The organism is Spirillospora sp. NPDC052242 (assembly GCF_040679555.1).
GTDB lineage: Bacteria > Actinomycetota > Actinomycetes > Streptosporangiales > Streptosporangiaceae > Spirillospora.
Genome location: NZ_JBFAUZ010000090.1, coordinates 1 through 16,292 on the forward strand (window position 1 = coordinate 1; position 16,292 = coordinate 16,292).

The 16,292-nt window shown below is 75.4% G+C and carries 5 protein-coding genes; 1 reads left to right on the plus strand and 4 read right to left on the minus strand.

Going from position 1 to position 16,292, the window contains the following annotated elements:
- From AB0L25_RS40205 to AB0L25_RS40220, 4 genes are all read right to left on the minus strand, one after another.
- Positions 1 to 269: MbtH family protein (locus AB0L25_RS40205; protein ID WP_500178826.1), on the minus strand; the 269-nt coding region annotated here is incomplete at its 3' end.
- Positions 269 to 1,552, minus strand: a complete 1,284-nt coding sequence (locus AB0L25_RS40210; RefSeq protein WP_500178828.1) for a lysine N(6)-hydroxylase/L-ornithine N(5)-oxygenase family protein — start codon at positions 1,550 to 1,552, stop codon at positions 269 to 271. The genes AB0L25_RS40205 and AB0L25_RS40210, both read right to left, overlap by 1 nt.
- A complete protein-coding gene (locus AB0L25_RS40215; protein WP_500178830.1) occupies positions 1,552 to 2,565 on the minus strand; it encodes an iron-siderophore ABC transporter substrate-binding protein in 1,014 nt (337 codons plus the stop codon). Before AB0L25_RS40215 ends, AB0L25_RS40210 begins: the two co-directional genes overlap by 1 nt.
- Before the next feature lie 103 nt (positions 2,566 to 2,668).
- A complete protein-coding gene (locus tag AB0L25_RS40220; RefSeq protein WP_500178832.1) occupies positions 2,669 to 14,767 on the minus strand; it encodes an amino acid adenylation domain-containing protein in 12,099 nt (4,032 codons plus the stop codon).
- 168 nt (positions 14,768 to 14,935) lie between these two features.
- Between AB0L25_RS40220 and AB0L25_RS40225 the strand changes: the two genes are divergently transcribed.
- Complete coding sequence (locus AB0L25_RS40225; protein WP_500178834.1) at positions 14,936 to 16,255, plus strand: salicylate synthase; 1,320 nt, start codon at positions 14,936 to 14,938, stop codon at positions 16,253 to 16,255.
- The last annotated feature ends 37 nt before the right edge of the window (positions 16,256 to 16,292 follow it).

A 16,292-nucleotide genomic window follows, 5' to 3' on the forward strand; every position in this document is an offset into this window, starting at 1 on the left:
CGAGGACGGTCTTGTGCAGTTGGGCGGTCGGGACGGCGGACGGAACCGGCGCGGCGGAGGTCGGGGCGGACGCGGGACCGCAGGCTGCGCGGCCGGAGGTCCGTCCAGTTCTCGTTGACGTACTCGACGCACTCGGCGCGAGGCGCCGGGCCGGACGCGACCGTCCAGCCGCCGGGCACGTCGGCGAACGCGGGCCACAGCGAGTGCTGGCCCTCGTCGTTGACCAGGACGAGGAACGTCCCGTCGGCGTCGTCGAACGGGTTGGACATCAGGCCTCCTGGGCGACGGGGGCGGAGCGGCGGGCGATCGAGCGGACGATGTCGCCGGTGCGCACCGCCGTCATGGACAGCAGCGACGAGGCGATGCCGTGGCTGTGCTCGGTCGCGCCCTGCAGGTAGACGTTCCACTCGCAGCCCGGCTCGGTGGCGATCCGGTAGTCGCGCTCCATCGCGACGCGGCCGTCCGGTCCGGTGACGCACTGCCGGCCGGCCTCGCCGAGCAGCGCCACCGGGTCGCGCTCGCGGTACCCGGTCGCGTACACGACCGCGTCGGCGTCCAGGTCGGCGGACTCCCCGGTCGGCAGGAACCCGACCCGCAGCCGCACGGCGTCCGGGTCCTCGCGCACGTCCAGGACGCGCGACACGTTGAGGATCCGGAGCCGCTGCACGCCCGCGACCTTCTCCGCGTACGCGCGGCGGTACAGCTCGTCGATGAGATCGAGGTCCACCACGGAGTAGTTGGTGTTGCGGGAGTAGTCCATCAGCATCCGCTTCACCTCGTCCGGCGCCGCGTAGTAGTGCTCGACGGCCTCCGGGTCGAAGATGCGGTTCGCGAAGGAGCTGTCGTCGGCGGGCGAGTAGCCGTACCGGGCGAACACCGCGCACACCTCGGTGTTCGGGTACGTCCGGTGCAGGTACTCGACGGCCTCGGCGGCGCTCTGCCCGGCGCCGACCACGACGACGCGCCGCGGATCCCAGCCGGGCCGCTCGCCCAGCCGGGTCAGCAGGTCCTCGCTGTGCCAGATCCGGTCGCCCGCCCGCACCCCCTCCGGCAGGACGGGCTCGAGTCCGGCGCCGATGACCACGTTGCGCGCGAGATGCGTCTCGAGCTCGTCGTCGCGCCGCACGACGACGGCGAGCGTCGTGTCGTCGTGCGGTTTCAGCGCGACCACCTCGGAGCGGTAGCGGACCCGGCCGGCGAACGCGGCGGCCGTCCATTCCAGGTAGTCGTGGAACTCCACCCGGGTCGGGAACATCGTCTTGTGGTTGACGAAGTCGACCAGGCGGCCCTTGCCGTGCAGGTAGGACAGGAAGGAGTAGCGGCTGGACGGGTTGCGCAGCGTCACCAGGTCCTTGAGGAAGTGGACCTGCATGGTGGCGCCGTCGATGAGCATCCCCTTGTGCCAGCCGAACTCGGCCTGCCGTTCGAAGAACACGGCGTCCGCGCCGGGTCCGTACTCCTCCTCCAGCGCCACCGCGAGCGCGAGGTTGGAAGGTCCGAACCCGACGCCCACGACGTCATGGACGGGGATCTGCATACGCTCCTCCGGCATCAGGCGGACTCGGCCTTCGCGGCCGCCTCCGCGATCTTGGGGACGACGTTGTCGATGAGGTACGGGACGGCCAGCGGCGTCGGGGTGCGCAGCACCCAGAACTCCTGGAGGTTGATCGGGACGTAGGAGCCGCGCTTGACGACGTCCAGTCCGGAGAACAGCTCGGACTCCTCGAACTTCTTCTGCGTCGCCGGGTCGTCGTTGTAGTGGCTGACCAGCACGTCGACGTCGAGGACGGCGAGCTTCTCCATGCTCAGCTCGGCGGCGAAGCCCTCACCGGGCAGCTTCGCGAGCTCGTCGGGCAGCGTCATGCCGATCTGGTTCAGCAGCTTGACGCTGGTGTCCTGCGGGGACTTCATGACGGCGATGTTCCCGGACGGCATGACGCTGGTGAACGCGACGCCCTTGCCCCCCAGCTCGGGGTGCTCGGACTTGACGGCGGCGAGCTTCGCCTCGACGTCCTTCACGAGCTTCTCGCCGTCCGCCTTGCGGCCGATGGCCGTGGCGGCGTTCACGGCGATCTGTTGCCAGGAGTCCTCGGCCGGGCCGGTCTGGTAGGCGACCGTGGGCGCGAGCTGGGAGAGCTTCCCGTACTCCTTGTCGATCCAGAAGTCGCCGCCCGCGAGGATCAGGTCGGGGCGCAGCGCCGCGATCTCCTCGAGGTTGAACCCGGCCTCGCCCGCCTTCAGCAGCTTCGGCTTCCCGCCGGTGAGCTTCGGCGTGGTCCACGGGGCGAAGCCGTCCTGCTGGACGCCGGTCAGCTCGGCCATCCCGACGGGCTGGACGCCGAGGGCGAGCAGCGTGTCCTGGTCGACCTCGCCCAGGGCGACGATCCGCTCGGGCTTCGACTCGATGGTCGCCTTGCCGAGCTTGTGGGTGATCGTGACCGGGAAGGCTCCGCCGGCGGCGCCGGACGTCTCCTGGGCGGGTTCGTCGTCGCCGCACGCGGCCGTCATGCTCAGGCCGAGGACGAGCGCGCCCGCGACGGCCAGCCGCCGCATCATGTTGCGCATAGTGGACCGGTGTCCTTCCACGTTTCCAGGGGGTTACCGTCGGAAGATCTTAGGTTAGGCTGACCTAACTCGGCAATGGCCGTGTCCGATATTGAGAGCCCTCTCACCGCCGTCCGGCCAGTTCCGGACGTTCCAGCAGCGCGGCGACGCTCGGCGCGGCCATCAGCGTGGCGATCTTCACGGTCTCGTGCCCGGTCTCCCTCCTGATCCGCCGGACGAGCCGCATGGCGAGCAGCGAGTGCCCGCCGAGGTCGAAGAAGTCGTCGTCCGGTCCCACGTGGGGGACGCCCAGCTCGTCGGCGAAGACGCGGCACAGCGCGTCCCGCAGGTCCGTCGCCGCGCGCGCGGGACGCGCGGGCGCGGGGACGTCCGGCCGGTCCCCCGCCGGGCCCGCGGTGGCCGGGACGGCCGGGCCGGTGGCGGGCGCGGGCAGCGCGGCGACCGGGACGTCCGGGTCGGCGGCGACCGCCTCCAGCACCGCGACGAGGCCGTCGGCGAGCGCGGCGGCGGTCGCGGCGTCGAACAGGTCGGCGGAATAGTCGAGGATCAGCCGCAGCTCGCCGTCCGGCGCCTCGCGGAAGATGAAGTCCAGGTCGAACTTCGCCGCGCCCGGAGCGAACAGCGCCTCGCGCTGCTCGAGGCCCGGGAACCGGACGTCCCCCACCCCCTGGTTCTCGTAGCCGACCATCACCTGGAACAGCGGGTTGCGGCCCGGCACCCGGCGGGGGCGCAGCGCCTCGACCAGCGCCTCGAACGGCAGGTCCTGGTTGGCCAGCCCCGCGAGGTCGGCCTCCCGGACGCGGCCGAGCAGTTCGGCGAACGTGGGCGCGCCGGACAGGTCGGCGCGCAGGACCAGCGTGTTGACGAAGAACCCGACGAGGTCGGCGGCGGCCTCCTCGGTGCGGCCGGCGACCGGGCTGCCGAGCGGGACGTCCTCGCCCGCGCCCGCCCGGTGCAGCAGCGCCGCCACGGCGGCCTGGCCGACCATGAACATGCTGGCCCCCGCGTCGCGCGCGACCCGGCGGAGCCGTCCGGTGAGGCCCGGCGGCAGGTCGGCGGTCAGGACGGCGCCGCGCTGCCCGACCGTCCCGGGGCGCGCCCGGTCGACCGGCAGCGGGACCTCCTCCGGGGCGCCCGCGAGCGTCCGCGCCCAGTGGTCGAGCTGCCGGGCGTGCACGCTGCCAGGGTCGAGCGGGTCGCCGAGCAGTTCCCGCTGCCACAGCGCGTGGTCGGCGTACTGGACGGGCGGCGGTTCCCAGCCGGGCGCCTCCCCGCGGAGCCGCGCGGCGTACGCCGCGGCGACGTCGCGCGCGAACGGGCCGAAGGACCACTCGTCGAACGCGATGTGGTGGAAGACCGCGAGCAGCAGGTGCTCGCGCTCCCCCTCGGGGAACAGCGCGACCCGGAGCGGGATGTCGGCGGCGAGGTCGAACGGCCGGGCGATGAACGCGGCCGGGTCGCCGTCCGCGATCTCCAGGACGGGACGCGCGTCCTCCGGCGGCAGGATCCGCTGGTGCGGGGCGCCCTCGTGCTCGACGAACACGGTGCGCAGGGCCTCGTGCCGCTCGACGACGTCGCCGATCGCCGCCTCCAGCGCCGTCCGGTCCAGGTCGCCGCGCAGCCGGACGCCGAGCGGCAGGTGGTAGGCGTCGCGCGGGCCGTCGTCCTCGCGGAGCAGCTGGTCGAGCAGCCACAGCCGGTTCTGCGCGGACGACGCCGGGACGGGCCCGGTCCGTTCGCGCGGCGCGAGGACGGGCCGGGCCGCGGCGCCCGCGTTGCGGTGCACCCGCTCGGCCAGCTCGGCGACCGTCGGCGCCTCGAACAGGTCGCGGATGGCCAGCTCGGCGCCCAGCACCGCGCGGGCCCGGCCGACGAGGCGGGTGGCCAGCAGCGAGTGCCCGCCGAGGTCGAAGAAGTCGTCGTCGATCCCGGCGCCCGGCGCGTCCAGCACCTCCGCGAACAGCGTGCACAGCAGGTGCTCGACGGGCGTGCGCGGCGGCCGTCCGGCGCGGCGCGGGCCGTCCCGGCCGGGGTCGGGCAGGGCGCGGCGGTCGAGCTTGCCGTTGACGGTGAGCGGCAGTGCGTCCAGCGTCATGATCGCGCTCGGCACGAGGTACCCGGGCAGCCGCCGCTTCAGCCCCTCCCGGACGCGGGCGGCGAGCACCCCGAGGTCGCGCGCCGCGACGGGGTCGTTGGCGTAGGACGCGGGCGGCCGTCCTGGCGCGGCGGGCAGGTGCGCGGGCGCGCCGCCGAACACGGCGTCGTACCGCCCGATCTCGTCGGACGGCGTGAGGACCGCGTCCGGGAACCGCGCGAGGAACTCCTCCGGCTCGATCCCGGCGGGCGGTGCGGCCAGCGCCTCCCGCGCCTCGTCCGCGGACCCGCCGTCCTGGAGGACGCGCAACGCCGCGACCTCGCCCGACAGCCGCGGGTCCGGTATCCCTCGGACGCGCAGCGCCCCGGACGTCCCCGTGAGCAGCGCCTCGACCTCCTTCGCGCCCGGCATGTCGGACGGGCGGCCCACCGCGACCGCCCCGCTCGACGCGGGCCAGTCGACCGTGGTCGCCTCGGGGGCGGGCGTGACGCCGGGGCCGGGCTTCCAGAGGATCGCGTCGTAGCGGTGGCGGGTCAGCTCGTTGTGGTGGACGCCGCGCCGGGTGAGGACGTCGACGCGGGCGGGGCCGTCCAGCGCGGCGAAGAACGCGGGGTCGAGGAGGAGCTCCTTCTCCATCCGGACGGCGCGCTCGACCGCGTCGGCGTCGGCGTCGCCGCGCCCGAGGCGGACGGCGGCGTGCAGGCAGCGGACGGTGCGCAGGTCGCGGACGTCGCCGACGAACAGCGCTCCCCCGGGTGCGAGCAGCCGCATGGCCTTGGCGACGACGTCCTCGAGGTATCCGGCGCCCGGGAAGTACTGGACGACCGAGTTGACGACGATCGTGTCGAAGTGGCCTTCGGGGAGGCCGTCGGTGTCGTGGGCGGGGCGGCAGCTCAGCCGGACCGGGGAGTCGGGGCCGAGGTCGGCGCGGAGCTTGTCGATGACGGGCGCGGAGAAGTCGGTGCCCCAGTACTCCTCGGCGTCCGGGGCGAGGCGGGTGAGCAGGAGGCCCGCGCCGACGCCGATCTCCAGGACACGGCGCGGGTTCAGGCCGCGGATCCGCCGCACGGTCGTCTCGCGCCATTCGCGCATGTCGTCGAGCGGGATCGGGGCGCCGTCGTAGCTGCTGTCCCAGCCGGCGAACTCCTCGGCGTGGACGACGGTCCCGACCTCGGTGTACTCGGCGTCGTAGATCTGCCGCCACTCGGCGAGCTGCTCGTCGGCGGCGCCCTCGCGGGCGCCGTCGGGGACGACGTAGCCGACGAGCCGCTTGACGCCCGGCACGTCGGTGTCGGCGGCGATCACGGCGGCCTGCCCGACGCCGGGCTCGGCGGCGAGCGCGGCCTCGACCTCGGCGAGCTCCACCCGGTAGCCGCGGATCTTGACCTGGTCGTCGGTGCGGCCGAGGAAGTCGATGTTGCCGTCGTCGCGGACCCGGACCAGGTCGCCGGTGCGGTACATGCGGCCGCCGGACGCGTCGAACGGGTCGGCGACGAACCGTTCGGCGGTGAGGTCGGGGCGGCCGAGGTAGCCGCGGGCGAGGCCGGCCCCCGCGATGTACAGCTCGCCGGGGGCGCCGGGCGGGACGGGGCGCAGCGCGCCGTCGAGCACGTAGCCGCGGGTGTTCCAGATGGGCCTGCCGACGGTCGGGGTGGCGCTGTCCTCGGTGCCGCCGCCGAGCGTGTTGATCGTGTACTCGGTCGGCCCGTACAGGTTGTAGCCGAGGACGCCGTCGGCGTCGGCGAGCCGGTCCCAGACGGACGCGGGGACGGCCTCGCCGCCGAGCAGGACGAGCGGCGGCCGGTGCTCCCCGTCGAGCAGTCCCTCGTCGAGGAGCTGCTGCGCGTAGGTCGGGGTCACGTTGATGACGTCGATGCGGTGCCGCCGCAGGTAGTCGGTGAGGGCCTCGGCGTCGCGGCGCAGGTCCTCGTCGCAGACGTGCACCTCGTGGCCCTCGACGAGCCAGAGCAGTTCCTCCCACGACATGTCGAACGAGAACGACACGGTGTGCGCGATCCTCAGCGGGCGCCCCTCCGTCGCGTCCATGACGGGCTCGAAGATGTTCGCGCGGTGGTTGTACTGCATGTTCGTCAGGCCCCGGTACGGGGTGACGACGCCCTTCGGCCGTCCGGTGGAGCCCGAGGTGTAGATGACGTACGCCGGGTGGTCGAGCCTGCGGGGCGTCCCGGGCGCGAAGCCGGGCGTCTCCTCGGGGGCGAGGTCGTGCCCGGGGAGGTCGGCGAGGGTCTTGGCGGTGCCGGGGTCGTCGAGCGCGAGGACGGTCCCGGCGTGCGCCAGCCCGGCGGCGATGTCGCGGTGCGACACCAGGACCGCGGGGCCGGCGTCGGCGAGCATGTAGTCGAGCCGGTCGGCGGGGTAGTCGAGTTCGAGCGGCAGGTAGGCGGCGCCGGTGCGCAGGACCGCGAACAGGGCGACCACCATCTGCGCGGAGCGCGGCAGGGCGAGCGCGACGACCCGTTCCGGTCCGGCGCCGTGCGCGAGCAGCAGCCGCGCGAGCCGGTTGACCTCGGCGTTCAGCTCCCCGTAGGTGAGCCGCACGTCCGGCTGCGACACGAGCGCGGGTGCGTCCGGCTGCCGGGCGGCGCGCTCGGCGAGCAGTTCCGCGACCGTGACGTCGGGGACGGGCCGCACCGCCGCTTCCCACTCGCGGCGCAGCCGGTCGTGCTCGGCGGGGACGAGCAGGTCGACCCGGTGGCACGGGGTGTCCGGCGCGTCCGCCAGGGTCTCCAGGACCCGGACGTACCGGTCGGTGATCCGCTCGGCCTCCGCCTCGGTGAACGCGTCGCCCCGGTACATGACGCGGAGGGCGGCGTCCGGCTCGACGACCATCGTCACCGGGTAGTGGGTGGCGTCGCGGACCTCGCGGCCGGTGACCCGCAGGTCGCCGGACGGGCCGAAGCCCCGGTCGGTGGGCATGCCGGGGAAGTTCTGGAAGACGAACAGCGTGTCGAACAGCGTGCCGAGGCCGGTGGCGCGCTGCACGTCGGCGAGCGCGACGAACGCGTGGTCGAACAGTTCCGACTGCTCGGCCTGCACGCGTCCGAGGACGGCCGTCAGCGGGTCGGCGGGCCCCGCCTGCACGCGGACGGGGATGGTGTTGAACAGCAGCCCGACCATCGACTCGACGCCGTCGACGTCGGGGTGGCGGCCGGACACCGAGGCGCCGAACACGACGTCGTCCCGTCCGGTCATCGCCATGAGCACCAGGCCCCAGGCGGTCTCGTAGAGGGTGCCGGGGGTGACGCCGTGGTCGCGGGCGACCGCGTCGAGCCGGCCGGCGAGCCCGGCGGGCAGATCGCGGTGCACCTCGCCGGCGGCGGCGAGGTCGGCGGGGGCGTCCACCAGGCCCGGCCGGACGAGCGCGGGCTCGTCGAACCCGGACAGCGCGCGCCGCCACGCGTCCACGGCGGCGTCCCGGTCGCGCCCGTTCACCCAGTCGAGGAACGCGCGGAACGGCGGGACGGGCCGCGCGGCCTCGGCGGCCGCGTCGGTGTAGGCGTCGAGCAGCGAGGTGACCAGCAGGCCGCCGGACCAGCCGTCGAGCAGGATGAGCTCGGACGTCAGCACGAGCCGGTGGTCGTCGTCGGCGAGGCTCGCGAGGCCGAACCGGATGAGCGGCGGCGCGGACGGGTCGAACGGCTCGGCGCGCTGCGCGTCGACGAACGCCTCGAGCCCGTCCTCCCCGGCCACCCGGGCGTGCGTCCACGGCGTCGCGAACTCGTCGGGGACGAACTGGACGGCGCGGTCGCCGTCGGTGCGGAACCCGGCCCGCAGGTTGGGGAACTTGCGCAGGACGGTGCGGGCGGCGTCCGCCATCCGCGCCGGGTCGACCGGGCCGGACAGCGTCACGACGGCCTGCTGCACGTAGATGTCGCGGCCCTCGCCGGCGAGCATCAGGTGGAAGAGCAGCCCCTCCTGCAGCGGCGACAGCGGCAGTTCGCCGGAGCCGTCCGCCTCCCCGGCCGCGCCGGACCCGGCGGCCGAAACCTCGGCGGCCTTCGCGAGGGCTTCGACGGTGCGCAGCCGGAACACGTCCCGGACGGTGAACGACAGGCCGGCGCGGCGGGCGCGGGCGACCAGCAGGGCCGCGCTGATGCTGTCGCCGCCGGTGCGGAAGAAGTCGTCGTCGGCGCCGACCTCGGGACGGTCGAGGACGGCGGCGGCGAGCCGCGCGAGGACCCGCTCGGTCCCGGTCGCGGGCGCGCGCCCGGCGCGGCGGCCCGGCGCGGGCAGCGCCCGCCGGTCGATCTTGCCGTTGGGGTTGAGCGGCAGCTCGTCCAGCACGACCAGGTCGGCGGGGACGAGGTAGTCGGGCAGGACGCCGCGGAGCCCGTCGAGGACCGCGTCGGGGTCGGGCCCGCCGCCGGGCGCGCCGGTGACGTACCCGACGAGCCGGGAGCCGTGCGCGGCGACGGCGGCGCGGCGGACGCCCGGCCGCGCGGCCAGCGCCGCCTCGACCTCGCCGGGCTCGATCCGGAACCCGCGGATCTTCACCTGGTCGTCGGCCCGGCCGAGGAACTCCAGGCGGCCGTCGGGGCGGCGCCGCACCCGGTCGCCGGTGCGGTACAGGCGGGATCCCGGCGGGCCGAACGGGTTCGCGACGAACCGTTCCGCGGTGCGGGCCGGGTCGCCGAGGTAGCCGCGCGCCAGCCCGTCCCCCGCCAGGTACAGCTCGCCGACCGGCGTCTCGCGCAGCGCCGGGTCGAGGACGTACGCGCGGGTGTTCGCGATCGGCGCGAGTCCGGCGCCTTCGGAGATCAGGCTGTCGCCGACGGCCTCGGAGCAGCCGTACAGGTCGACGAGCCGCGCCGGGATCCGGCCGGCCAGCGCGGGCGGCAGCGCCTCGCCGCTACTGATCCAGGTGGTGACGGACGCCGGGAGCCCGTTCTCGGCGAGCGCGGCGAGCAGGCTCGGGACGAGCGTGACGGTGCGGACCCCGTGCCGCTCGATGAACGCGGCGAGCGCGACGGCGTCCGCGGCCGTGGCGTCGTCGGCGATGACGACGGTGTCCCCGGCGACGAGGCCGCCGAGCAGCTCGGTCGTCCCGTCGATGAACGCGGGCGAGGACTTGGCGACGCGGACGCCGCCCGGTTCGGTGAGGTCGGCGCCCCACGCGAGGCGGTTGGCCAGGGCGCGCTGCGTGCCGACGACGGCCTTCGGGACGCCGGTCGACCCCGACGTGAAGATCACGTAGGCCGGGTGGTCGGGCCGGACGTCCGGGCGGGGGCGGGGCGGCGCGGCGGCGGGCGGCTCGTCCCGGCCGAGGACGAGCAGCGGCCGGACGGCGTCCAGCATCGCGTCGATCCGGGCGGGCGGGTACCCGAGGTCGATCGGCAGGTAGGCGGCCCCGGTCTTGAGGACGGCGAGCAGCGCGACGGCGAACTCGTCGGAGCGCGGCAGGGCGAGCGCGACCGTCCGCTCCGGGCCCGCGCCCGCCGCCGCGAGCCGGTCGGCGAGGGCCTCGGCGCGGCGGTCCAGCTCGGCGTAGGTGAGGGCCGTGTCGCCGAACACGACGGCGATGTCGTCGGGGACGCTCGCGGCCCGCTTCTCGACGAGCCGCGCGACGGTCGCGGGCGTCTCGCGGGCGGTGTCGGGGTGCTCGACGGGCGCGGCGAGCGACGACAGCCGGCGGTCCGGGTCGGCGGTGACGCGCTCGAGCAGCTCGGCGAGGTCGGCCAGCAGGCCCTCGACGGTGGCGGCGTCGAACAGGTCGGCGGCGTACGCGGCGAACCCCTCGACCTCCTCGTCGCCCTCCGCGAAGTAGACGTCGAGGTCGAACTTGACACCGCCGGTCTCGGGCAGGAACGGCTCGGCGCGCACGCCGGGCAGCGCGAGCCGCACGTCGTCCAGCCGCTGGTGGACGATCATCACCTGGAACAGCGGGCTGCGCGCCAGCGACCGTTCGGGCGCGAGCCGTTCCACGACCCGCTCGAAGGGGACGTCGGCGCGGGAGAACGCGGCGAGGTCGGCGGCGCGGACCCGGTCCAGCAGCTCGGCGAACGTGGGGTCGCCGGACAGGTCGGTGCGCAGCACCAGGGGGTTGACGAACACGCCGACGAGGCCCGCGAGGTCGTCGTCGGCGCGGCCCGCGATGGGCGAGCCGAGCGCGATGTCGTCGCCCGCGCCCGCCCGCCGCAGCAGCGCGGCGACGGCGGCGTGCAGCACCATGAACACGCTGGTGCCGGTCTCGCGCGCGAGCCGCCGCGCCCCGGTGGCCGGGAGCCGGAACGGGACGAGCCCGCCGCGGTGGCTCGGCTCCGCCGGGCGGGGCCGGTCGAACGGCAGGACGGTCTCCTCCGGCAGGCCCGCCAGCGCCTCCTCCCACGCGTCGAGCCGGTCGGCGGTGCCGGGCGCCGCCTCGCGCTGCCACGTCGCGTACTCGGCGTACTGGACCGGCAGCGGCTCCCAGTCCGGGGCGTTCCCGGCGGCGCGGGCCGCGTAGGCGCGGGCGAGGTCGGCGAGCAGCGGCGTGAACGACCACTCGTCGGCGGCGGCGTGGTGCAGCAGCAGGACGAGCGTCCACGCGGCGTCGCCCGTCCGGATCAGCGTGCCGCGGAACGGCAGGTCGGCGCCGAGGTCGAACACGTGCGACGCCGCCTCGGCCTCGAGCCGGGCACGCTCCTCGGCCGTCTCGCCCCGCGCGTCCACGACGGTGAACTCGACGACCGCGCCCCCCGCGGCGTCCGCGACCGTCCCGGCGGGCAGGACGTGCTGGATCGGGAGGCCGTCGGGGCCCTCGACGAGCAGCGTGCGGAGGGCCTCGTGGCGGTCGACGACGTCGCGGAACGCGGCCTCCAGCGCGGCGGCGTCCACGGCGCCGGTGAGCCGCATGCCGAGCGGCAGCGCGTAGGACGCGGACGGGCCGCGGAGCCGCTCCTCCAGCCACAGGCCGCGCTGCGCCGCCGACGCCGGGACGACCTCGGGCCGGGTCACGTCGCGGACGCGCGGGCCCTCGGCGGCGGTGAGGCGCGGCGCGAGCGCCGCGACCGTCGGGGCCTCGAAGACGTCCGCGATGGACAGCGACCGGCCCAGCTCGGCGCGGGCCTTCGCGGCGACGCGGGCGGCCAGCAGCGAGTGCCCGCCGAGCGCGAAGAAGTCGTCGTCGATGCCGACCCGGTCGAGGCCGAGCAGCTCGGCGAAGACGGCGCACAGCGCGGCCTCGCGGGCGTCGCGCGGCCCCCGGTCCGAGACGTCCGTCTCCGGCGCGGGCAGCGCGGCCCGGTCCAGCTTGCCGTTCACCGTGCGGGGCAGCGCCTCCAGGGGCACGAGCGCGGACGGCGCCATGTAGTCGGGCAGCGCGGCGGCGAGCGCCGCGCGCAGGTCGCCGGGGTCCGCGTCGCCGACGTAGTAGCCGACGAGGCGGGGCTCGCCCGGCCGGTCCTCGCGGACCACGACGGCCGCCTGCTCGACGCCCGGCCGGGCCGCGAGGACGGCCTGCGCCTCGGCGGGCTCGATCCGGAACCCGCGGATCTTCACCTGGTCGTCGGTGCGGCCCAGGTATTCGAGGGAGCCGTCGCGGGCGCGGCGCGCCAGATCGCCCGTCCGGTACATGCGGGATCCGGGCGGGCCGAACGGGTCGGCGACGAACCGCTCGGCCGTCAGGTCGGGGCGGTTCACGTAGCCGCGCGCGAGCTGGTCGCCCGCTAGGTACAGCTCGCCGGGCACGCCGACCGGGACGGGGCGCAGCCGGGCGTCCAGGACGTGCGCGCGGGTGTTGCGGAACGGGACGCCGATGCCGGACGCGGGCAGGTCGGCGGCGGTCGCCCAGATCGTCGCCTCGGTCGGCCCGTACATGTTCGTGGCGAGCGCGGCCGTGCCCGCGAGGGACGCGGCGAGCGCGGGCGGCAGCGCCTCCCCGCCGACGAGCAGCCGCAGGCCCTCGAGCGCCGCCGGGTCGAGCGTGCCCAGCAGGGACGGCGTGCCCTGCACGACGGTGGCGTCCGCCAGCAGCGCGGCGAGCCGGGCCGGGTCGCGGACGTCGTCGCGGCCGGCGAGCACCACGGTCGCGCCGTCGACCAGCGGCGCGTACAGCTCGAGCGCGGCGATGTCGAACGCGATCGTGGTGACGGCGACGAGCCGGTCGCCCGGGGCGAGGCGGAGCCGGTCGCGGGTGTCGAGGAGGAAGTTCGCGAGGGCCCGGTGCGGGATCGCCACGCCCTTGGGCCGTCCCGTCGACCCGGACGTGTAAATGACGTACGCGAGGTCGTCCCCGCGGACCGGCACCGGGGAGAACGGAACGTCCTCCAAGGGGCCGTCGAGGACGAACGTCGCGGTGCCGTCCGGCAGCAGGCCGGCCGTCCCGGGCGTGACGACCGCGCAGACCGGACGGGCGTCGCCGAGCATGTACGCGAGGCGCTCGGGCGGGTGCTCGAGGTCGAGCGGCAGGTACGCGGCGCCCGTCTTGAGCACTCCGAGCAGGGCGGCGACGAGGTCGGGCGTGCGCGGCAGCGCTAGCGCGACGACCGTGCCCGGCCCGGCGCCGCGCGCCCGCAGCGCCGCGGCGAGCGCGGCCGACCGCCGGTCCAGCTCGGCGTAGGAGAGGGAACCGTCCCGGGTCTCGACCGCCGTCGCGGCGGGCGTCCGCGCGGCCTGCGCGGCGAACATCTCCACGACACCGGTGTCCGGGAGGGGCGCGTCCGTCGCGTTGGCGCCGTCGATGAGGGCGCGTTCGGCGCCGTCCATCAGCTCCAGCGCGCCGAGCGGGCGGTCGGGGTCGGCGAGCGCGTCGCCGAGGAGCGTCTCCAGGTGGGCCAGGAGCGCGTCGATGCGCGCGTCGTCGAACAGCTCGCGGCGGAACGTCGCCTCGACCGTCATGCCCTGCGGCCGGACGAACGCCTCCAGCGACAGGTCGAAGTGCGTGGTGCCGTTGTGGACGTGCGTCCAGCTCGACGTCACGCCCGGCAGGTCGAGCTCGCCGATCTCCTGGGCCAGGAACAGCAGCATCGTGTCGAAGAACGGGGACCGGCCGCCCGCCCGCGCGGGACGCAGCTCCCGCACGATCCGGTCGTAGGGCGCCGCCTGGTGCGCGAACGCGTCGGCGCACGTCCGCCCGACGCGGCGCAGCGCCTCCCGGAACGTGGGCGCGCCCGACAGGTCCGCGCGCAGCACCAGCGTGTTGCCGAAGTTGCCGACGAGCCGCTCGACCTCGGCGTGCTCCCGGTTCATCACCGCCGACCCGATCGCGACGTCGTCCGCGCCCGTGTACCGGTGCAGCAGGGCCGCGTACGCCGTCAGCATCACCATGTACGAGGTGAGGTTCTCCTCGGCGGCGAGCTTGCGCATCCCCTCGGTGACGTCGTCGCCGAACCGCCGGGCGCGGCGCCCGCCGCGCTCGGACGCGGTCGCGCCGCGCGGCCGGTCGGCGGGCAGGTCGAGCGGCGCGGGCGGCGGGTCGAGCCGCGCGCGCCAGAAGGCCAGGTCGTCCTCGGCGACGGCCTGCTTCTGCTCCCACTCGGCGAAGTCGGCGTACTGGACGTCGAGGGCGGGCAGGCCGTCGGGCTCGCCCGTGACGGCGGAGCGGTAGAGCGCCGACAGGTCGCGCGACAGCGAGCCCCACGTCATGCCGTCCCACGCGATGTGGTGGACGACGAGGACGAGCGCGTGCGCGTCCGGGCCGAGCCGCAGGAGCTCCAGCCGGATCGGCCGCTCGGCGCGAAGGTCGAACGCCCGCGCCGCCAGCTCCGCCGCCCGCGCGTCCGCGTCGGCGCACTCGACGGGCGCGAGGTCGAGCGCGTCGTCGTCCGTCACGACCTGCACGGCGCCGAGACCGTCGGCGGCGTCGCGGTAGACGGTGCGGAGGATCGCGTGGCGGCGGATCAGGGCGCGCAGCGCCCGCTCCAGTGCGCCGGTATCGAGGGGGCCGTCCATGCGGACGAGGAGGCAGACGTTGTAGGCGGCGCTGTCCGGGAACGTCCGGTGGTGCAGCCACATGCTCTGCTGCGCGTGGGACAGGGGCGCGGGCCCGTCGTGTCCCCGTGGGGCGAGCCGGGCGGCGCCCGGGCCGAGGCCCGCCTCCGCCATCATCCGCCGCATCAGTTCGCGTCGCCGGGCCGCCGTGTCGCCGAGACTGGTCTGCTGCTCCTGCACGCTCAACTCTTTCGTTGTCGGCTTCACCACCGCCGGTTAGGTTAGCCTTGCCTACGAAAATCACACAAGGTTAGGCTTACCTAAGTTTTGGGTGACCCCCGGCCCGGCGAAAGGGAGTTGGCTGCCTTGTCCATCGGTGTCACGTATGAAGAGCCCACGGAAACGGTCGTGGAGAGCACCGCCGACCCGCTGGCCCTGATGGCCGGGCTGGCCGGTTCCGGGCTGTTCGACGACCACGTGGTCTACGAGCGGCCCGGCTCGTGGACGTTCGCGGGCGGCACGCTCGGCGAGGTGATCCTGGAGGAGGGCGAGGTCCGCACCCGCTGGCCGGGCGCGGAACCCGAGGTCAGGCCGTGGACGGGACGCCCCGCCGCGGCGCTGCGCGAGGCGTTCGCCGCGGCGCCGCTGCCGGTGTGGAACGCCTACGGATGGATCGCGTTCGAATCCGCTGCGGAGCGGCACAACGACTCTGTCGCGGAGCGGCACAACGACTCTGCCCCTGAGCGGCGCGACGGGCGGCTCGCGCACCTGGTCGTGCCGCGTGTCGAGGTCCGGGTGCGGGACGGGCGCGCGCACGTCACCGGCGCGGACGCCGACGAGATCGAGCGGGTGGCGAAGCTGCTCGCGGCAGGCGGCGCGCCCGCGCCGGCCCCGGCGTCCCCGGTGGACGTGCGGGTCGGCGGGGACGCCTACCGGGAGCGGGTCGCGCGGGCCGTCGCCGACATCGGCGCGGGCCGCTACCAGAAGGTGATCGTGTCCCGAAGGTTGGACGTTCCTTACCCCGTGGACACGGTCGCGACGTACGTGCGCGGCCGCGCCGCCAACACCCCCGCGCGGTCGTTCCTGCTCGACCTCGGCGGCTTCCAGGCGACCGGGTTCAGCCCCGAGGTGCTCGCGAGCGTCGAGGCGGACGGCACCGTGATGACGCAGCCGCTCGCCGGGACGCGGGCGTTCGGGCGCGGCGCGGACGCGGACGCGCGGACGCGCCGGGAGCTGGAGAGCGACCCGAAGGAGATCTTCGAGCACGCGGTGTCGGTCCGCACGTCGCAGGACGAGCTGTACGGGGTGTGCGCGCCGGGCAGCGTCCGGGTCACCGGGTTCATGACCGTGAAGGAGCGGGGCAGCGTGCAGCATCTCGGGTCGAGCGTGAGCGGCGTGCTCGCGCCGGGCCGCACGTGCTGGGACGCGCTCGACGCGCTGTTCCCGGGGGTGACGGCGTCGGGCATCCCGAAGCCGGAGGCGATCGAGGCGATCGGCGGCCTGGAGGAGCGGCGCGGGCTCTACGCGGGCGCCGTCCTCGCGGTGTCGCACGACGGGGCGCTCGACTCGGCGCTCGTCCTGCGGGCGCTCTACAGCCGGGACGGGCGGGCCTGGCTGCGGGCGGGCGCGGGGATCGTCAGCGGCTCCACGCCGGAGCGCGAGTACGAGGAGACGTGCGAGAAGCTGTCGAGCATCGCGCCGCACGTCGTCCCCCTGGCCGATCGGTAGGTCCGGCGAGACGGGGCGCGCCGCCCGTCCCCGCGTC

Coding starts and splice junctions, on each gene's coding strand:
- AB0L25_RS40210 (WP_500178828.1), bottom strand. CDS start 1,552: ATGCCGGAGGAGCGTATGCAGATCCCCGTCCATGACGTCGTGGGCGTC.
- AB0L25_RS40215 (WP_500178830.1), bottom strand. CDS start 2,565: ATGCGCAACATGATGCGGCGGCTGGCCGTCGCGGGCGCGCTCGTCCTC.